The 17,992-nt window shown below is 50.1% G+C and carries 21 protein-coding genes; 2 read left to right on the forward strand and 19 right to left on the reverse strand.

Going from position 1 to position 17,992, the window contains the following annotated elements; translation table 11 throughout:
* Positions 1-42: 42 nt before the first annotated feature.
* From KK083_RS24595 to KK083_RS24625, 7 genes are all read right to left on the reverse strand, one after another.
* On the reverse strand, positions 43-210 hold the full coding sequence (locus tag KK083_RS24595; RefSeq protein ID WP_254168440.1) for a type II toxin-antitoxin system RelE/ParE family toxin: 168 nt from the start codon (positions 208-210) through the stop codon (positions 43-45).
* Positions 207-428 (reverse strand): hypothetical protein, encoded by a 222-nt coding sequence (locus tag KK083_RS24600; protein ID WP_254168442.1) that lies wholly within the window; start codon positions 426-428, stop codon positions 207-209. The genes KK083_RS24595 and KK083_RS24600 overlap by 4 nt, the downstream gene beginning before the upstream one ends.
* 60 nt (positions 429-488) lie before the next feature.
* The gene (gene rpe, locus KK083_RS24605; protein WP_254168444.1) at positions 489-1,154 is read right to left on the reverse strand and encodes a ribulose-phosphate 3-epimerase; all 666 of its coding nucleotides are present in this window, start codon (positions 1,152-1,154) and stop codon (positions 489-491) included.
* A 151-nt stretch (positions 1,155-1,305) separates the two neighbouring features.
* The gene (locus KK083_RS24610; RefSeq protein ID WP_254168446.1) at positions 1,306-2,997 is read right to left on the reverse strand and encodes a glycoside hydrolase family 28 protein; all 1,692 of its coding nucleotides are present in this window, start codon (positions 2,995-2,997) and stop codon (positions 1,306-1,308) included.
* Positions 2,998-3,138: 141 nt separating this feature from the next.
* Positions 3,139-3,681, reverse strand: coding sequence for a ferritin (locus tag KK083_RS24615; RefSeq protein WP_254168448.1), 543 nt, complete (start codon positions 3,679-3,681; stop codon positions 3,139-3,141).
* A 110-nt stretch (positions 3,682-3,791) separates the two neighbouring features.
* The gene (locus KK083_RS24620) at positions 3,792-4,124 is read right to left on the reverse strand and encodes a hypothetical protein (protein ID WP_254168449.1); all 333 of its coding nucleotides are present in this window, start codon (positions 4,122-4,124) and stop codon (positions 3,792-3,794) included.
* Between the two features lie 377 nt (positions 4,125-4,501).
* Positions 4,502-6,124 (reverse strand): apolipoprotein A1/A4/E family protein, encoded by a 1,623-nt coding sequence (locus tag KK083_RS24625; protein ID WP_254168451.1) that lies wholly within the window; start codon positions 6,122-6,124, stop codon positions 4,502-4,504.
* 211 nt (positions 6,125-6,335) lie between these two features.
* Between KK083_RS24625 and KK083_RS24630 the strand changes: the two genes are divergently transcribed.
* Positions 6,336-6,755, forward strand: a complete 420-nt coding sequence (locus KK083_RS24630; protein WP_254168452.1) for a hypothetical protein — start codon at positions 6,336-6,338, stop codon at positions 6,753-6,755.
* A gap of 131 nt (positions 6,756-6,886) precedes the next feature.
* Here KK083_RS24630 and KK083_RS24635 read toward each other — a convergent pair whose 3' ends face one another.
* The 4 genes from KK083_RS24635 to KK083_RS24650 form a co-directional block, all read right to left on the reverse strand.
* The gene (locus tag KK083_RS24635) at positions 6,887-7,306 is read right to left on the reverse strand and encodes a hypothetical protein (RefSeq protein ID WP_254168454.1); all 420 of its coding nucleotides are present in this window, start codon (positions 7,304-7,306) and stop codon (positions 6,887-6,889) included.
* A gap of 60 nt (positions 7,307-7,366) precedes the next feature.
* Positions 7,367-8,578 carry a hypothetical protein gene (locus KK083_RS24640; protein ID WP_254168456.1) on the reverse strand — a complete coding sequence of 404 codons (1,212 nt, stop codon included), beginning with the start codon at positions 8,576-8,578 and terminating at the stop codon, positions 7,367-7,369.
* 381 nt (positions 8,579-8,959) lie between these two features.
* Entirely contained in the window at positions 8,960-10,585 is a 1,626-nt protein-coding gene (locus KK083_RS24645) for a S8 family peptidase (protein WP_254168457.1), read from the reverse strand.
* Positions 10,572-11,261, reverse strand: a complete 690-nt coding sequence (locus tag KK083_RS24650) for a hypothetical protein (protein WP_254168459.1) — start codon at positions 11,259-11,261, stop codon at positions 10,572-10,574. The genes KK083_RS24645 and KK083_RS24650 overlap by 14 nt, the downstream gene beginning before the upstream one ends.
* A gap of 80 nt (positions 11,262-11,341) precedes the next feature.
* Here KK083_RS24650 and KK083_RS24655 point away from each other — a divergent pair, with 80 nt between their 5' ends.
* Positions 11,342-11,908: a beta/alpha barrel domain-containing protein gene (locus KK083_RS24655; RefSeq protein WP_254168461.1), complete on the forward strand. Its 567-nt coding sequence runs from the start codon at positions 11,342-11,344 to the stop codon at positions 11,906-11,908.
* Positions 11,909-12,061: 153 nt separating this feature from the next.
* On the opposite strand, the gene KK083_RS24660 is transcribed toward KK083_RS24655, so the two are convergent.
* From KK083_RS24660 to KK083_RS24695, 8 genes are all read right to left on the reverse strand, one after another.
* On the reverse strand, positions 12,062-12,571 hold the full coding sequence (locus KK083_RS24660; protein WP_254168463.1) for a tetratricopeptide repeat protein: 510 nt from the start codon (positions 12,569-12,571) through the stop codon (positions 12,062-12,064).
* Positions 12,572-12,591: 20 nt separating this feature from the next.
* Entirely contained in the window at positions 12,592-13,251 is a 660-nt protein-coding gene (gene trmB / locus KK083_RS24665) for a tRNA (guanosine(46)-N7)-methyltransferase TrmB (RefSeq protein WP_254168464.1), read from the reverse strand.
* Between the two features lie 13 nt (positions 13,252-13,264).
* Complete coding sequence (locus tag KK083_RS24670) at positions 13,265-14,551, reverse strand: bifunctional folylpolyglutamate synthase/dihydrofolate synthase (protein WP_317195248.1); 1,287 nt, start codon at positions 14,549-14,551, stop codon at positions 13,265-13,267.
* A gap of 296 nt (positions 14,552-14,847) precedes the next feature.
* Complete coding sequence (locus tag KK083_RS24675; RefSeq protein WP_254168465.1) at positions 14,848-15,066, reverse strand: hypothetical protein; 219 nt, start codon at positions 15,064-15,066, stop codon at positions 14,848-14,850.
* A gap of 14 nt (positions 15,067-15,080) precedes the next feature.
* On the reverse strand, positions 15,081-16,019 hold the full coding sequence (locus tag KK083_RS24680; RefSeq protein ID WP_254168466.1) for a hypothetical protein: 939 nt from the start codon (positions 16,017-16,019) through the stop codon (positions 15,081-15,083).
* A 2-nt stretch (positions 16,020-16,021) separates the two neighbouring features.
* Positions 16,022-16,423, reverse strand: coding sequence for an ExbD/TolR family protein (locus KK083_RS24685; protein WP_254168468.1), 402 nt, complete (start codon positions 16,421-16,423; stop codon positions 16,022-16,024).
* Between the two features lie 9 nt (positions 16,424-16,432).
* Positions 16,433-17,104: a MotA/TolQ/ExbB proton channel family protein gene (locus KK083_RS24690; RefSeq protein WP_254168469.1), complete on the reverse strand. Its 672-nt coding sequence runs from the start codon at positions 17,102-17,104 to the stop codon at positions 16,433-16,435.
* A gap of 42 nt (positions 17,105-17,146) precedes the next feature.
* Positions 17,147-17,890: an SPOR domain-containing protein gene (locus KK083_RS24695; RefSeq protein ID WP_254168471.1), complete on the reverse strand. Its 744-nt coding sequence runs from the start codon at positions 17,888-17,890 to the stop codon at positions 17,147-17,149.
* Positions 17,891-17,992: the final 102 nt, after the last annotated feature.

Raw genomic sequence — 17,992 nt, forward strand, 5'->3', positions numbered from 1 at the left:
ATCACCTGCCTGGTAACCACACATCTGCGAACAGATCGCTTTTTAGAAGAGACCCTCATACATTAAAGGTGTTTGGGAGAGCAGCTTGATTTTGCCTTGCAGGGTCTTTAAAAATTTTTCTCTCACACGCTTCGACCACTTGATCTCAAGATACTGAAGTATGTCATCCAGGTTTCCCTCCGCACGCTCGGAGATCCAGACCTTCCTCATTTAAGACGCGACGATAAAGCCTCGAAAAAATCCTTTTTCCTGCCAGCTTCCAGGTCAGAAATGCCCGCCTCGATATCCTGCTTTTGCTCTTCATTCAGCGCATCCCACCAGTCAGCTTCGGTCTCCTTTTTCAAAGCAGCTATTTTATTGATGAGGCTCTCATCTTCGATCCCCGTCAGCCACGCTATCAGCTCTATTTTTTTGATCGATAAGTCCATATTGCGGTGAACTGTATCCTGTAAATTTAATGCTTTATACGCAAAAAAGGTAGATAAGGTCTATCTCGCTATTTCGGATTGTTTCAGATTGCTGATCACCTCTTTCGGATCGTTGGCGCTGAACACGAAGTTGCCGGCTACCAGAATGCTGGCACCTGCTTCTAATAACGGTTTTGCGTTCTGCTGGTTTACGCCACCGTCGATCTCGATCAGGGTCTTGGCACCAGCGCGGGCGATCATCTCCTTGAGGGCAGCCACTTTTCGATAGGTATTCTCGATGAATTTCTGTCCACCGAAGCCAGGGTTTACAGACATCATGCAGACCACGTCGATATCGGTGATCACGTTCTCAAGCTCGGTAATGGAAGTATGGGGGTTGATGGCGACCCCGGCCTTGGCGCCTAACAACTTGATTTGCTGCAGGTTGCGATGAAGATGCGGGCAGGCTTCCACATGCACGGAGATCACCTCGGCACCGGCTTTCCGGAAGGCCTCCACATACCGCTCAGGCTGCACGATCATGAGGTGCACATCCAGGGGCTTTTTTGCATGGCGATGGATAGCCTCCGTTACAGGGATCCCGAAAGAGATGTTCGGCACAAATACCCCGTCCATGATGTCGACATGGATCCAGTCGGCTTCGCTCTCGTTGAGCATTTTTACTTCACGTTCCAGGTTGGCAAAGTCTGCCGCAAGAATGGATGGGGCGATGATGGGAAGATTCATTTTCTAAAATCGATCCCAAAAATAATGAATTATTGTTAACCCGTTACAGACATTCCGGGATCCTTCACACACACATCCACCACACAGTCACAGCTCAGGATACCGGTGCTGACCACACAGCTGTGGACTGTCGACTGTCGACCGTGGACTGTCACCCTCTCACCTTCGCAGCACTCTCCTTCGCACCATTGGTAGCGGCTAAAACCTTCGATGCTTTTCTCAGGTCGCCTCCGTCAATGATAATACCTTCGGAGTCTGTGCCTTCGAGCTGCAGGAAAACTTTGGCTGGCGTGAGCACCCGCGTGGCAGACAGCAGCACATCTTTCGATCGTGTGAAACGCATCACACTCTCCGCGTCAGGATTACCCTGTACATTCAGGGATGCGATCGAAGCGTCCTGCACATTATCAAACACCACCGCGGGACGCAGGTCGGGCTGCTCATATTCAAGACGTACATTCTGAAGGGTAAGTCCTTTCACATTGCGGGCATACAGGCCATAGGCAGGTGGTCCGAACGGCGCGGTACCCCACACGCCAAAGTATTCGCTGGTGATCTGCGGCACATCACGTTTGGCGGCCTGTGCTGCGGTTCCTCCACCGGCATAGGTCACGTGCACATCTGTAAAGCTGATGTTCTCGAGGTAAGCATCGCCCATGCCGTTGAGGGTGATGCAGGAGTTCACTTCGCCGTCGTAGACACTTACTTCGAACGGAATATCAGGGTGGTTGACGGGACGCGGTACTACCGTGGCGCGGATGCTATTGAAGACAATATTTCTTACAAACGACTGCCGCTCATTTTCTTCGCTCTGGCTGGTATTGCCTCCGTTGCCTTTTCTTCCAAACCCGATGCCGATAGGGCCCGTTACATTTCGCATCACTATGTTGGAGAAAGTAAGGTTCTCGATCTGTGCGCGGCCGGCGCTGATCTTGATGGGGCACCCATATGTCTCATAGATCAGGCAATTAGTTACGGCGATGTTCTGTGCTTCGCCACCGCCGAACCGGAAGATGGACCAGCGCGTGCTGAAGGTACAGTTGGTGATGGTAACAAATTGATTGCTTCCAAACAACGCGCAGGCATCATCCTGGCAGGCTACATCACAATTGGAGACGTGTACATGCTGGCTGCTGTTGAAGTGGAATCCATCGTTATTCTTGTTGATGCGGTTATAGATCCTCACGCCCTGGATGTTCACATACTTACATTGTAAAATGCGGAAACAGTGATAGGCGCTGCGGGTGAAGAATGTATCACGCACCACGAGGTTGTTGCATTTATAAAAGATGACGAGGTGAGGCCGGTCAACGTTACCGCCTACCTGTCCTCCGGGACCAGTGCCATCTCCTTTGCCGGTATAAAACGTGCCACCATTTCCATCGATGGTGCCGCGTCCTTCAATGGTAACATTGTCTGCGTTAGCTGCAAAGAGCATCACGATGTTTCCGTTCCCTGAAGGTACACCTTTGCCATCCTGGTAATCTTTCCGTTGCGTGCTGCCCAGCAAACGACCCTGCACGGCCAGATGAAGCGTGACATTGCTTTTCAGTTCGATCGTACCGACAATAAAATCGCCTGCAGGCACCAGCACTGTGCCTCCCTTATCGCGATGCGCTGCGTCGATGGCAGTCTGCACAGCCGCCGTATCGAGCGAAGTGCCATCGCCCTTGGCTCCGAAGTCGCGAATGTTATAGATCTTTGCGCCCAGGAGCTTGTCATCGTTTGCCGGTGTTGGTGTTGCGGCATTCGCTTCGGAGCCCAGGAGCGCTACCCCAACCGTGGTGGCAAGCGCAGGAGCGGAAACTTGTTCAAACCATTGGCGTCTGGAAAGCAGGTTCATGGGTGTGATGGTTTACGTATGACCTTAAGACGCAGGAACCGCGCGCCGCCCCTTACGGCTCCGAAAGCACTACGGCGCCGCACAGACATAAAAAAAGCCACCCCCGGAAAGGGATGGCCTCTGTCAGCTTATAGATCTTGTTTAAGGCATGGGCGCGGTGCCTTCGTGTTTCATTTTGAAAATTTCTTTGTCGATGCGGTACAAGCCGCCATCAGCAGTACCGATCAGGTCGAAGATCTCGATGCACCGGCGTGCCTGCTGCTCTTCTTCGAGCTGTTCGTCAAGATACCACTGCACGAATTTGGCAGTCTGATAATCCCTTACCTTGTGACAATGTTCCGTGATGCGGTTAAAGCTTTCGGTGATGGCGATCTCGGACTCGAGCGCCTTCACAAAAACATCCCGCAAGCCTTCGAAGTTTCTTTCAATATTGGTCACCTCTGGCGAAATAGCGAGGCCTCCATTGTCTGCAATGTAATTGAAGAGCTTCATCATGTGCTCACGCTCTTCATCCGATTGTCTTTTGTAGAAATATCCGCTGCCATTCAGGCCCTGGGCATAGCACCAGGCAGACATGGCGAGATAAACTGCTGAAGAATGGGCTTCCATTTCCATTTGCCTGTTCAGCATGTCAAGCACACTATCCTGGATAGAAGTTTTAAGGCGTATTACCGAAGTACTCATAAGTTCAAAGTTGAAATTCTTGTAAGCCTAAAAATTGTTATACCCAAAGTTAAGGATATGGCCCTTAAACAGGAAGAAAAGTACCGGCGTGACGCTAATTTGAAATCAGTCTAATGAAATGCGGGTTGTACGCGCTGCCTTACCAGCAGGTCTTCGAGCTTCAGCAGGAACATCTGCTGGCTATACACTTCGCGGAAGGTAATAAAATCGGCGAGGTCAAGGGTGATGGATTTGCCACAGCCGGTTAACGGAATACGAACCGTATCATAGCAGCTGTCGGTGCTCATCAGATACGCTTCTATATTTTTGCCGACCAGGAAACTGAAGGTTTGAATAAACTCGCATACATTCTGCTCATATACCTGATCGTTGAAGGAGAGTGTGAATTTTCCCCTTTTCCGGTTGAGTGCGATCGAGATATCCTTAACTAAGAGCTTTTCCAAGCGAGATCCGTATTTGATGGCGTAAAGGTCTTATTTAGATTAAATTTAAACAAGACTATTAGCACAAATAAATTACAAGGTCAGAATCTGGTGTGGACGGCACAGGAAGTTCACTGGAATTAATCACAAGTCATTGGTAAACAAATCATTAGGTTAAAATCGTCCTGATCGAGGTTTCCTGTTACGTGCCAAATGATGCGAAGATCGATCTGGATTACCTGTGGCACGTTAAAATCCCGGAACGCAATATCCCCGGGCTTCACCCGGGAGATATTGATCCGGGCTTAATGCACTTTCTGGATGCGGAATACCTAGCGCATTTTCTCAGGTGGTAATTTTCTTTGTGACGGTCGCCAGATGTAAATCCCGACTCCTGGCTACTTACTCCCGGCTCCTGGCTTCTTTTTTAATACATATTCAAATCCGATCCGGGAATTCAGACGATCGACGTAGGGTGATTTGTATTTCGGGTTGAAGATGTTGTATTGCAGCAGTACGGTGCCTTTCAGGTTCTTGTAGATCTTGTACTCCTTCTTCATGCCCGTGATCATACCCCAGACCCATTCGCGATGCCCTATGTCTGTGAAGGTGCCGAGTACGGAGGGTACAAAGGTGTTCATCGTTTCTGTCTCCAGGTGGGCTATGAAACCTTTGCCGATCCTGCAGTCGACGTAAGCGCGGGGACCATAAATACTGCCTTGCTTGCGATTCCACTCGTGTTTCCGGCGGTCGTAGGCAAAGCGATGGTTCCATCCCAGGCCACTGGTGAATCTTCCGCTGATGCGGTACCCGGCATAAGGGTTGACGTCGAAAAGGTTGTAATTTTTCTGCTGATACTGGAAGTACAGCCCTGGAACAAGTCGTTCAATGAAGGGTTTGCCTTTCATTGCATTCGGAGGCCGTTTCGGAAGGTCTTTCAGGCTTGAAACGGAAGAATACTTCTGCTTATACTTGGAGATCTTGTCCATGGCAGCTTTGAGCTGTTCCTGTTTGCCGGCAAAGTGGTCGATGGCTGCCTCTTTGGCCATCTCCACACCCTTCTCCTTGGCAGCATTGGGATCGCTGAGGTTGCCGACCTTGTCCTTATACCCGTCTACCACACCTGATTGCTTCTGCAATTCCTGAACACCTTCTATTTTGCCGGCCTGCTCTTCGATGGTTTGGGGTACCTGCTGCACATCGTTCAGGTTTCCTCCGGTGAGGTTTTTGAGATCGTCCTGGTATCCTTTGGCCTGGTCTGTGATCTGGCCAAGATCGCCTCCAGGGGTTTCTACCTTCGGCAGGTTTCCGAGGTCACTGATCTTGCCTATGTCACCCGCTTTGCCTGCGATATCGCCAATACCGTCGAACTTGCCTATCTCCCCCACTTTACCTGTGAGGTCTCCGATGCCCTCAAGCTTCGGCAATGAGTAACCTGGAATTTCCAGGCCAGGGATCTTACCGGTGCCACCGAGGCCGAAGCCATCTACGTTTTTAGTCAGGCTTTGAACGGGCTCCTTGTATTGAGGCGGAAGGTCCAGCGCGTTCAGCTTGCCCGTGGTCCTGGATTTGAGGTCGTCAAGCTTTCCTGTGAATTGAGAGGTTGTATTTTCACGAACCTTGTTGAGGCTGTCGAGCTTTGCGGTGTATTTTCCTGTGGGAAGGTTGAGCCGCTGCAGACTGTCGATGGTGCCGTTGACCTTGTTCTTTTGTGAGTCGATCTTACTGATGGCAGACTGGTATTCATTCCTGAGACTGTCTGCATTTTTGTTGAACGAGGTGCGGATAGAGTCTACTTGATGAAAGGAAGGCATCAGGCTATCGGGGAGCTGCGGAAGCTTCTGTTGGAGCGAGTCTGCGCTTACCTTGTCCGTGACCGAAGCCAGTTTCTGCTGCAGTGAGTCTACTTTCACCTTGTTTGTAGCCGAAGTCAGCTTTCGCTGCACTGAATCGGACTTCACCTGGGCAAAAGCCCCGGTAACGATGCAGGTTAATACAAGGATTAGAAAGGGATACTTCACGGCGTAAAGGTAGTGAATTTGGTGGAAGTTGGGAAGGAGACGAATTGGTGTGACAGCGGTTGTCAATTCTTACAGGAAGTCACCTCCTTCGCTATGGTTTGATCTTGTCTGGGGAGCGTTTTGGAGTTTTGTTTGTAAAAATCTGCTTAACTTGCGTTCAGATTACGACAAAAAACTTGCGGAAACTGCTTTAACCCTCAACACTTTTCCGATGAAAGAATTCTACAAAGACAACACCGCCAGGGTCTACTATGATCCTGCGCTCGATACGCTCTTCCTGGAATACCTCAGCAAAGTTCCCGGTGACGAAGCGTTCATCACCATCAATACTGCAGTACTGAAGGCTTTTGCTCAGCTGCAAACACAAAAGTTTGTTGCCGATATCCGGAAGATGGGCGTGATCAGCCTTCATTCACAGAAGTGGGTTGTTGCCAACCTTCTGCCGGGTATGGTGAAACACCTGAAAGGTAAAAGGCTTTTTCATGCACAGCTGCTCGATCCCAATGAAGTGTTTTCCAAAGTGTCGGCATCCGGTATTAAAAAGCAGTCGAAGGAAGTTGCGGAAGATTTTGATGTAATGCAGTTCTTTGATGCCGAGGAGATGAAGGCTTATCTCAGGGATCACAAATAGAAGCTAACCGAAGATGGTCCAAGTTTGAAAACTTGAGTTAAAAAACAGCACAAGTCTCCCGCATGCCAACACACGAGCCAAGACTTGCGCTAGTTTAAACAAGTATAAGAATTAAGTTAGCTGGATTACAATCAGAAGCGGTATCGCAGTGTTAGACCAGCCTGGCGCGGCGAGACGTTTGCTCCTACCGTAAGCGCATCGAACTTGCGCTGGTACCTCCCCTCGTTTACACCTCCTACAATCCACAATGGAACACCAACTCCGACACAAACAGTTCCACCCAAATAGGCGGCAAGTCCAGCACCGAAGTTTCCATCGGTAGTGGTTTGTGAATAAGGGCCGTTCTGTGTGGTCGTAACACTGGAGTTCAGCAGGGTTACAAATCCGACAATAGAAAGTGCAGTACCTGCAATGGTAAGCGTGGTGCCTGTGCGTTTCATCCGGTGGTACTTCTCAACTTTTGTAAGATACAAAGCTTTATCAGGATCGAGCTGTGCAAAGACCTGAGCGCTGACGAACAGCAGAAAGATCACGAAGAAGAAGTGTTTCATAGGGATTTTTATTTCAAATATAACCTATTAGCGCCAGATGCCGGGCATAACAAAAATCCATCACCTGCGCTTCAGCTTTTGTATCTCCTTTGATTGTTGCTCATTTTCCTTTTTCAACTCGATCACGTGCAACGTCAGCTCCTCCACTTTCTTCAATAGCAGCAGGTTCATCTCTTTCAGGTTAAGTCCGCTGGCTTCCATCTCCTTTGCAGAAGGGACTTCCGGCAGATGCTTGTTTTCGTTGATATAAGCTTCGAGCGCTTCGAGGGGAAGTAGATCGTAATCTTTTTCGAAGACATAGTCGGGCCCAGGTACATTCAAGTCCACAAGAACTTCTTTCGTGTGAATGATCCCGTTAACCGTAAGTGTCTTGTCCGGATTGGGGGTGCCAATACCCACATTACCCCCGGCACTCACGGTGAAATGAGGCACAAAGGTAGCACTACTGAACGTTTCAGATGAAGCTGTACCGATATGGAACTTCCTATCCGGACTGGCTTTGTATCCTATCGACATAAAGGCATTGGCCTGATTGTTATCAATCCAGCTGCCCATGATCAGGTCATTATGGTACAAGCCCGTAAAATTGACATTCGTGGTGGTTCCCGGGTTCAGCACAAGCGTCGGGCCTCCACCGAAGCCAAGATCGAGTTTAGCCCGTGGTTCGGATGCACCTATACCAACAAAACTGCCGGCGTTCTTTAACGTGAGCATTTCAGTGCCGGACCCGCCAAAGAACGCCAGCCTGTCGGTGGTCGCTGTTTTATTATATTCGATCTTAAAGCCATTGGCTGCTGTACCATTGCCGGCAAAAAACCACAACGTCGATTGGCCCGCAGTATTGACATTCGCTTTGCCAATAGCAAGGGTTGGATTATTCGGACTATTGGTATTGTAAACCTGAAGTAAATAATCAGGACTCTGTGTTCCGATGCCAACATTGCCATTGGTAGCTATACCTAATCTCACGAGGTTGCTGGTCCTCAAATTAAGCGGTGAGAAGCCACTGCCTCCGTCCGTATCACTTACCGAAATATAACCTGCCGTTCCATCGTGTCCCACGCCGATTACCCTGCTATTGCTGCTGGCCTCAGACATGAACCCCCAGGCAGAGACGGTCGGCGCCTTCACATGCAGTCTGGCGTCTACATACGTGGTGTTGCGTCCTATGGCAACGTTGCCGCCAGTGTAGTAAGCAGTCGTTCCATTCGTATTCCATTGCGCATGACAAAGAACTGTGGCACACAATAGCAGGATTGTTAAAAATTTCATTTTCATAGTAAGGTTTATTTTATTTTCAATTTCAGCGATATCAAATGGTTGCCTCCGAGGCTTCTTCACGGGGTGACAAATCAACGGCAATATTCTCTGTGGCTGTGACAACCGGTGACAATCATACCTTTACCGCCTGACTTTCAGAAAGCCAGTGATCGACATAACAAAAGATCCACAGCAGAAAGAAACGCAGGCGCTCGCAATGATTTGTATTGGGGGGCTCCCAAAAAGGAAATGCATAGAAGGAGCAGTTAGGTACTTGCTTTAAAAGTAAACCTATCTGTACACCTGCGCAAGCGTTGGCAGGTATGTTAAGAAAAAATTAATGCTAATGATTTTGCACACAGTCACACACATGTCACTTACAGGCATTTACATTTATACTTTCACCACCTTGAAAGTATAACGCTGCTCTCCTATCCATACCCGCAGAAAATAAATGCCAGCGGAAAGGTTGGATACGTTTGCCGGATAATCGGGCGCGAGCCAGGTGAACGTTGCCGTACCCTTCATCATCACCTGTCCTTGAGCGGACACCACTTCATAGACGCACGATGAGACTTCTTCGGGGTTGAGTGACCTGATCTTAAGGGTGTCTGCTGCGGGGTTTGGAAATACTTCCAGAACACTGTCATGTTGTGTGCGCCCTATATAATTCACTACAGCCTTGTAATTGGGAATACCGTATCCTGCCTGAAAGTCGGGGTTCGCTGCGCGGGTAGCGGACTTCTTCATCACGTCGATCAGCTCTTTGTTGGTGAAGTCGGGGAAACGTTGCCAGAGGCCTGCCACAAGACTGGTAATGAGCGGCGCAGACAAAGAGGTGCCTGATGCTGTGGTCACGGTTCCGCTGGGTGAGATGGTGCGCACCGCCGTGCCCAGCGCTGCAAGATCGGGTTTGATACGTCCGTCGGAGGAAGGCCCGATGGAGCTGGACGAGCTTACAATACCCTGTGCGTTGACGTTGGCTACCGCGATCACATCCACGGCGTCTGCGGGCGCGCTGATGATCCTCCACGAAGGAATGTTTCCCTCATTGCCGGCGCTGCAAACCACAACGATACCGCGGTCAGCAGCCCATTGCGCGGCCCGGGTGACCACCGTGGTTTTGCCATCCATCTGTGCGGTGGTATAATTCATGCTGGCCTGGTCAAAATCATAATAGCCCAGCGAGCTGTTGATGATGTCAACGCCGGCGCTATCGGCACGTTCGGCGGCAAAGAGCCAGTTATATTCTTCGATGCGATATTCCGTACGCACATCTTCCGTGATATACAACTGGTAGCTGGCTTCCGGCGCGCCACCGGTAAAAACATCGGGGATGCTAGCGGCGATGATGGAAAACACCTGCGTGCCGTGGTCGTCGTACTGAAAAATATCCTTCGTGTTGTACACAAAATTATGAGAGAGCTTCAGGTCTATTCTTTTATCTGCGATAACGTCATGGAAAGGGGCGGCAACATCCACTCCTGAAAATCCGCCATCGAAAATAGCAATGGTCATTCCCTCACCCCTGAAGTTTTGAGAATGCATGTCGGGGATGCCGAGCATCTGAAGCTGGGTCTGCGTTTCGATGCCTCCTGCGTTGGCCTTCTTGCGAAGCGTCAGCGCCCGTCGCCCGTTGGAAACAAGCCTCGGCTGTGGCGCCACAAACTCAACATGGTCTACAAAAGGAAGAGCTTGAATGGCCGGCAGCAGCGACGGATCGCATTGGACCAGCACGCCGTTCATCCAGCGTGTTTTGAAGAAGACACTGGCACCGGTATTTTTAACACCGGTCACATATGCCGCGTTCACAGGAAGATCCTGGGGCAACACGTCAATCCCCTGCCTGATCCGCCTGTCGATCGCCTTCTGTGAGAGGAATGCCGATGGTTCGGACTCCGAGAACGGCGTTCCTGTCTTATCCTTGAAGAACACCATGTAGCGGTTTGCCTGAGAGAGGCATGTGAATGATAACAAGATCAAGCCTGCAAGAACACCGAATCGTTTACCGCACGCCATATGCAATGATCTCCTGTTTATAAATAATTCCACTTTTTATTTTTTGCTGCCCGAGGCAGTCGTCACTGGTACAATACCTGAGCTGTGTTGTCTGCTTGTAGATCAAGCCCACGTTACGGGCATACACTTCTTCCCGTTTATCCTGGTATACGATCAGGTCTTCATTATTTTCCTGGTTCACTACCAGGGCCTGTTCAAAAGTTGTTCCGCCTGCTGTAAAGGACTCGTCCAGTGCCTGAATCTCATATTCATCTGCATCCAGGTTGTTGAACTTATTGCCGTTCCAGGCGTTGCCTTTTCTCACGGGAAACGTCAGCTTGACAAATGGCCTGTTGCCTTCGGTCACCACCAACTCACGGTCGTTTTCGCGCACCTGCCAGGTATCAAGGTCCTGCCAGGCAACGTTCTCACTGGCACGTTTGCTGCGATGGACCACATAGGTGTATCCCGCCTCCCCAGTGTTGGGAAATGAGTCGGTCACCTCAACCCTGAGCTGATATACCCGGTTCTCGGGGGCAGCCACCTCCGAGTAAACGGTCTCATTGACGTTATAGGTCTGGTAATAGCCTGTGCGCAGGGGAAAGTAGTTCAGTCCAATATCCGGGGGCCGGAACTCATCTTTATCGCAGGAGACTGCCAGGAGGGCAAATGCCAAATATTTATAAAAATGCTTCAATGATTACCCGGTTTTTACTAAATCCGCACCCGAATTGAAACGTAAACCACTCAAAGTTATTCTTTATCGGGGATTAAACCATGCCACTAAAAACGGTAGTAAAGGTCGGAAATATATCAAATCTTAGTGATGCACGCTATTGCGCCGGGATGGGTGTGGATATGCTTGGCTTTTCGGTAGTGGCAGGCAGCACCGATTATGTGCTCCCGAAGCTGTTCCAGGAGATCCGCGGGTGGGTTTCGGGCCCCAGGTTTGTAGCCCAGATCTACGGCCTGAGCGTGCAAGAGCAACTTCCGGAGATCGTTCAGAACTATGCCCCGGATTACTTCGAGCTCGACGCGCAAACATTTAAAAAGTACGGTGCCCATCTTTCCCTTCCCTGCATCGTTGCCGTCACGAAAGAGGAATTTGCCTCACTCCGTAACAATAACAACATCGCTTATTTTCTGATGGATGAAGCTGCCGTGTCAGGGGCCGAAAACAACAGCACGCCCATATTACTAAAGGTCGACTCAGCCAACGGCCTCCAGCAGAAACTGGATCGCTATCAGCTTACCGGAGTTGCGTTGAACGGCTCGCCCGAGATCAGGCCTGGGTTTAAAGATTACAATGAATTGGCGGAGATACTTGAGTTGTTGGATGAATAAAGTCCATGGTCCATGGTCGATAGTCCATGGCAGTGAGGTGTGAAGGTACGAGGTACGCTTTACGAAGTACGATTAGCCGACGTCACACTACACGACTATGGACCATGGACCATTGACTATGGACTGACGTTGTCAATTGCCCTTTGTCAACTGTTAACTGTTCTCCAGTAACTGCTTCTTCCTTTCACATCGCTTAATAGACTCCGCTGCTGTCTCGATGCTTTTGGCATCGAATGAGTTTTTAATGTGAAGTCTGAAATAGTGGATGGCGTCATCGAAATTTCCCTGCATCTCACGCATGAGCCCATACTCATTGTACAGGGTGGCGTAATTGATACCGGAAACACCCACAGCAGTCTGCAGCAGTTTTTCGAGCTCGTCGAATTTGCGCAGGGAAGCCAGCAGGTAACAATAGTTGTAATACGCCGCGGTGTAGTCGGGCGAGAATTTCAGGGCGAGCCTGTAATGTTCTTCTGCGCGCGCCAGGTTCTTGAACTTGGTTTCGAACAGCCAGCCCAGGTGGTTGTGGGCTTTGCCGAAGTCGGGCACTTCTGCCAGGATCTCTTCCAGCATTTTTGCAGCTTCGCTCAGCCGGCTGTCGGCAATGAGCTGGTCGGCCTGCAGAAATTTCTCTTCGATATCAAAATTGGTCTCCTCTCGCATATATCGTTGACTTAGGTTTTTTACGACTTGAAACGGAATCTCAGGTATTTGATCTTTTCTCCCTTGGCGGCGAACTCTTCTTCGTACCGTGTTTTGATGTCGAAGCACTCGGGGCGAAGCTCGGAGCTATAAAGGTCGTCCGTGAACTTCAGGTCCGTGATGTCTTCCCGCGCCTGCATCTCTTCAAGGGTATATTCGTACAGTTTTGTATTGTCTGTCTTCAGCCTGATGTAGCTGCCGGGTTTCACCAGCTTCTTGTACATCGCTATAAATCTGGGGCTGGTGAGCCTGCGTTTGATGTCGCGCTTGCGTGGCCTGGGATCGGGAAATGTAAGCCAGATCTCATCCACCTCTCCGGGCTGAAAAAAATTCTCGATCAGCAAGATCTGTGTTCTCAGGAAGGCCACGTTTTGCAACTTCTCTTCCTCCGCCCACGAGCTCCCCTTCCAGATGCGCTCACCCTTGATATCTACGCCAATAAAATTCTGATTTGAAAAAAGCCTGGCAAGTCCCACGGTATATTCTCCCCTGCCACACGCCAGCTCCAGCGTGATGGGCGATTCGTTCCTGAAATAAGCTTCGTTCCACTTGCCTTTGATGGTCTGATACAGCGGCTTGCTGGGTTCAATTACATTTAAACGTTCTTCGATGATCTTAAAACGTTCTTGTTTACGTTTCACAGGTAAAGGTTTGTTATAGTTCTTCTATTTCGGCCACTACAAAAGTACTTCCTCCGATAAAAATAAGATCATCCTGTGAAGCGTTTTTTAATGCTTTTCTTTTAGCCTCATTTACATCCGGAATAACCTCGCCACGTAACCCGGCGTGCCGCGCTTTTTCCGCCAACACCGATGCCTCCATAGCCCTTGGGATCTGGGCCTGGCAGAAATAGTAGGTCGCCCGCTTCGGTAACAGCGCCAGCACGTCGGTAACGTCCTTGTCTTTCACCACACCAAAAACGATGTGAAGCTGCCGGAAGGCAATGGTACCGAGCTGCCGGACGATCTCGCGGATGCCATCGATGTTGTGACCGGTATCGCAGATCATCAGCGGCTTGTCACGCAGTTTTTGCCAGCGCCCTTTGAAGTTGGTGTTAACGATCACGTTCTCCAGGCCTGCGCGAAGCTGATCGTGGGTGACGGGAAAATGTTCGCTCAGCAGGTCGATGGCCTTGAGCACGCCAGGCAGGTTCTTTTGCTGGTAAAGGCCTGTGAGCGGAAGCCTCAGCGTCTCGAAGACGGTGCTGCCACGCCTCATTACCTGCAACGCTGAATCAGGTGCTGTCGTGGCGCGATACTCGTCAGAGGCAAAGTAGAGCTTCGCCTCCTTTTCCTGCGCCTGTGTGATGAACACCGACTCAACATCGGGCTGGCGTTCGCTTACCACCACGGGAACATGTCTCTTGATGATGCCTGCTTTTTCCGACGCGATCTTCGGCAGGGTATCGCCCAGCAGGTCTTTGTGGTCCCAGCCTATGTTGGTGATGACCGATACCAGGGGTGTGATCACGTTGGTGGAATCCAGTCTTCCGCCGAGACCTACTTCAACTACCGCCACATCTACGCGCTGCTGCGCAAAATAATCGAAGGCCATGGCGACCGTGAGCTCGAAGAACGAGGGTTGGATCTCTGAGACCACGGGCCGGATCTTATTGACAAAATCAACCACGAATTGTTCGGAGACATCACGCCCGTTCACCTTGATCCGCTCGGTGAACGATTTCAGGTGTGGTGATGTATAGAGACCGGTCTTGTATCCTGCTTCCTGCAGCACGGAGGCCAACATGTTGGAGGTGCTTCCCTTGCCATTGGTGCCGGCAATGTGAATGCTTCTGAATTTTGTCTGCGGATCGCCCAGCGCGTGGCAGAGCTGCAGGGTGTTGGTAAGATCTTTCTTGAATGCAACCGCACCCACCCGCTGAAACATGGGCAGGTTGTCGTACAGGTATTGAACTGCTTCTTCGTACAGCTTGATCATCATGGGGTATTGCCTACGCGAGCAAAACTGGGCATAGAAACGCAAAAATACAAAAATACAAAACGCAAAGAACGCTAAGGAAAACGCAGAGAAATGCAGGTAGGCCTCCCTGTGATCTTCGCAGATTTACATGAATCGGTCATCTGTTATTGTAGAAGAGCGCAAAGGTTTCGCTGACGCTCTTTCAGAGGAAGGAGTACAATATCTCCGCGGATCTCTGCGCCTTCTCCGCGTTCTCAGCGGTTAAAAAAAAACTTTGTGAGCTTTGCGCTTCTTAGCGGCTTTGCGCGAACTGCATTCTAAAGGCCGATGTCTCCTTTCGGAAGGTTAAACTGATCGGCGCTCATGCGGATGATGGCAAGCATCTCCTGGTAGGCTATGATCTTGGCTTCGATGTGGGTAAGCTCTTCGGGGTCGGCGAAGTTTTTGCGCTCTGTGAGCTCATGAAGGTTTTCGTGAATGGAGATGAGCACATCCTGGATGAATTCGATGTATCGCTGCTCCCCCATTGAAAGCATTTAATTACCAGAGATTATTGAAGATCGAGGTTAAATACAACCCGGCCCTTTGTTCTTTCCGGCGCCTGGCCTGCAGAGGTTTTGACAAGGGATAACTTTTCAATTTCCTGTCTGCAGAGACGCTCGGCAGCGGGGCTCAGCTGGTTCTCGATGGTTTTAATAGAAGTGATCTCGCCATTCTCATCCACCTCGATTTCAAAAACGATCCTGCCCCTTACATTGGACTCGGTCAGCTTCGGTTTTTGCGGTCTTTCACTCCAATTCCAGCCCGCCAGTTGCAATCCAAATCCTCCATTACCTCCGCCACCGGGCTGGCCTTTATAAATAGCGGCACCTTCGCGTCCGCCTTCAACACCCTTATTACCTTCCCTCCCTACATCATCACCCTGATTGCCAGGGGTGCCTTGCTTGCCTTCGCCATTGCCTGTTGACGAAGTCGACCCCGATTTGCTTTGGTAAACAGCGATGGGTTTTTGCTCCGGTTTTTTCTCTTCCGGCTTCTTCTCAACTGTTTTCTCTACAGGATTATCGGGTGTCACCGGCTTTTTTTCAACCGGTTTTTCAGTGGGCTTCTCTTTCTTTTCTTCTTTGATCTCAACATCGCTGTTGGGATCTGTCATGATCTTCGACTCTTCGGGGCTTGTCCTGGTTTCTTCCTGCGCCGGCGCAGGTGTCTCTGTCTTTTGTTCGGTAGTCTCTTCAACCGGTGTGGGAGGAGGATCTTCGTCATCCTTTGCCTCGGGATCGCCCACGGGTGTGGCCGGTTCTATGTTACCGGTGCCTTCATCGTCATAACCTAAATTAACTTCAATACCGTAATTTTCGCCTCTGCCGAGTCCTTCGCCGGAGAAACCCCATCCTCCCGCAAAGATCATGATGAGCAATAAAACTACGTTCACGCCCACCGTTGTAAACGCTGCAATCGTTTTATTCTTACGTTCTTGTCTGGTCATGGTTAACCTGGTCTTTTGGTAGCCAGAACAACTTTGGCGCCAAGTTTATTGGCGATCTCCATCACATTCACGATATCTTCCACGGGAACCGATTTTTCGGCGTTGATCACGATGGTGGGGTCAAGATTCTCGTTGGCCAGTGCCGGTACCAGGCTGTCTTTCAAACGTTCGAAAGGAACCCGACGGGTGCCTACGTAATAGTCGCGGTTCTGGTCAATGCTCACTACCACCGTTTGTTTTGCTTTGGTATTGCTGGTGCCTTTGGGTACGCTGAGCTTGATCACGTTTGGATTGGCCAGCGTTGACACGATAAGAAAGAACAACAGCAGGATGAAGAGAATATCGTTCAGGGCGGAATTGTGCATCTCCGCCTGTTTTTTATGCCGTTTGCTTCTGATATCCATCGCTTCTGTTTACTTCACCGGAGCATGCAGCACGTCGATGAACTCTGCGCTGGCTGCTTCCATATAATTGACAACTTTATCGATCTGTGCGTTCAGGTAGCTGTAGCCGATGTAGGCCATAATGCCGATCATCAGTCCTGTGGCCGAGGTAATCATCTTAACATAGATACCACCTGCGATCGTTCCGAGGGTGATGTCTGAGGTAATGGAGATGTTGAAAAAGGTCTGGATCATACCGGCAATGGTACCGAGGAATCCGAACATGGGGGCAACACCGGCAATGATGGTAAGGATGACCAGGTTCTTCTCCATTTTATAGAGCTCGAGCCGGCCGATGTTCTCCATTGACTTTTCGATGTTCTCGATCGGCTTGCCGATGCGCATGATCCCTTTTTCGATGATGCGTGCAGTAGGGGTATCGTTCTGACTGCACACGATCCGTGCTCCGTTCACATCGCCCCGGGTTACCAGGTCTTTCACGCTGTTCATAAAAGAGTCGGGTATTTTAGCTGCCCTGTTGATGGTGAGCAGGCGCTCCACAAAAATATAAACGGCGATGACCCACATGAGGGCAAGCGGGATCATGATGACACCGCCTTTCATGGCAAGGTCGAGCACAGAAATAGACTGGGCCGCCGTCTCAATGGCAGTCGAATCGGTAGAAATTTGAAGCAGGATCATTGAACAAGAAAAAGTTTAAAAAATATAATCGGCCAACAACTGTCAGTACCTGACCACCCACGCTCCGCCGCTGTAGTCGCCCTTCAGCTGGTCTGCGGTGGCCTGCGTCGAAGCATAGGTATCTCCCTCTGCAATGGCCAGGCGGTAGAACTTAACTTTGCCGTGGGGAGGAATGATCTTCGGGCTGAGTCCTTTCGGGGCAAGCTTCCTGGCGTAGTCCATGATCAGGTCTCCATCAATGCCACTGGCAATAATAACGTAATAACGACCGGTCCTTTCAGTTAGTGTATCGATCACACCGGTAGCCGGCGTAGCGTTGGCGAGCGAGTCGGCCCTGCGCCTTTCATCTTCAAGTCTTTTACTTTCAGCCAGGTCGGCCTCGCGTTGCCTGGCAGCTTCCGCTTCCTGCTCCTGTCTTGCTTTATCCGCAGCGATCTTGATCTGGTTGGGGCGATACATGCCGAAATACCAGACGGCTCCTGCCGTGAGCAGAAGAATGGCGGCTATGCCCAATATCTTAGGCCAGGGCGAGTTGCCTTCGTCCTCGTTATTGTTGTAGTAGTTGGTGTTATATTCGTTCGACTGGACTTCTTCTCTTTCCATTTCTTTACGGGTTATGGGTTCATGCGAAGAGGGCTGTGAAGGAGACTCAGATACGGGGCGGGCAGGTTCTTCTTCCCGCTGCAGGGGTTCATATTCAATTTCAGGGAGACCGAAGGTATCGTCACTGTTATTGTTCAGATTATCTTGTGACGGGTCCTCATCTTGCTTTTTTCTCCTGGCCATGGTTGTTTGTTTAACATATTCTTAACCATACAAAAATAATCTAAATTTTGAGGCAACCAAAAAATGGTAAACGGTAATCAGTGATCGGTAATCGGTGTACCT

Source organism: Chryseosolibacter histidinae, assembly GCF_018598225.1.
In the GTDB taxonomy this organism is placed as follows: domain Bacteria; phylum Bacteroidota; class Bacteroidia; order Cytophagales; family Cyclobacteriaceae; genus Chryseosolibacter; species Chryseosolibacter histidini.

Excerpts from the sequence above, each read along its gene's own strand:
- KK083_RS24680 (WP_254168466.1), bottom strand. The coding sequence starts at position 16,019 with ATGACCAGACAAGAACGTAAGAATAAAACGATTGCAGCGTTTACAACG.
- KK083_RS24640 (WP_254168456.1), bottom strand. The coding sequence starts at position 8,578 with ATGAAATTTTTAACAATCCTGCTATTGTGTGCCACAGTTCTTTGTCAT.
- KK083_RS24660 (WP_254168463.1), bottom strand. The coding sequence starts at position 12,571 with ATGCGAGAGGAGACCAATTTTGATATCGAAGAGAAATTTCTGCAGGCC.
- KK083_RS24645 (WP_254168457.1), bottom strand. The coding sequence starts at position 10,585 with ATGGCGTGCGGTAAACGATTCGGTGTTCTTGCAGGCTTGATCTTGTTA.
- KK083_RS24615 (WP_254168448.1), bottom strand. The coding sequence starts at position 3,681 with ATGAGTACTTCGGTAATACGCCTTAAAACTTCTATCCAGGATAGTGTG.
- KK083_RS24690 (WP_254168469.1), bottom strand. The coding sequence starts at position 17,104 with ATGATCCTGCTTCAAATTTCTACCGATTCGACTGCCATTGAGACGGCG.
- rpe (WP_254168444.1), bottom strand. The coding sequence starts at position 1,154 with ATGAATCTTCCCATCATCGCCCCATCCATTCTTGCGGCAGACTTTGCC.
- KK083_RS24670 (WP_317195248.1), bottom strand. The coding sequence starts at position 14,551 with ATGATGATCAAGCTGTACGAAGAAGCAGTTCAATACCTGTACGACAAC.
- KK083_RS24635 (WP_254168454.1), bottom strand. The coding sequence starts at position 7,306 with ATGAAACACTTCTTCTTCGTGATCTTTCTGCTGTTCGTCAGCGCTCAG.
- KK083_RS24655 (WP_254168461.1), top strand. The coding sequence starts at position 11,342 with ATGCCACTAAAAACGGTAGTAAAGGTCGGAAATATATCAAATCTTAGT.
- KK083_RS24675 (WP_254168465.1), bottom strand. The coding sequence starts at position 15,066 with ATGCTTTCAATGGGGGAGCAGCGATACATCGAATTCATCCAGGATGTG.
- KK083_RS24695 (WP_254168471.1), bottom strand. The coding sequence starts at position 17,890 with ATGGCCAGGAGAAAAAAGCAAGATGAGGACCCGTCACAAGATAATCTG.
- KK083_RS24685 (WP_254168468.1), bottom strand. The coding sequence starts at position 16,423 with ATGGATATCAGAAGCAAACGGCATAAAAAACAGGCGGAGATGCACAAT.
- KK083_RS24630 (WP_254168452.1), top strand. The coding sequence starts at position 6,336 with ATGAAAGAATTCTACAAAGACAACACCGCCAGGGTCTACTATGATCCT.
- KK083_RS24595 (WP_254168440.1), bottom strand. The coding sequence starts at position 210 with ATGAGGAAGGTCTGGATCTCCGAGCGTGCGGAGGGAAACCTGGATGAC.
- KK083_RS24610 (WP_254168446.1), bottom strand. The coding sequence starts at position 2,997 with ATGAACCTGCTTTCCAGACGCCAATGGTTTGAACAAGTTTCCGCTCCT.
- KK083_RS24600 (WP_254168442.1), bottom strand. The coding sequence starts at position 428 with ATGGACTTATCGATCAAAAAAATAGAGCTGATAGCGTGGCTGACGGGG.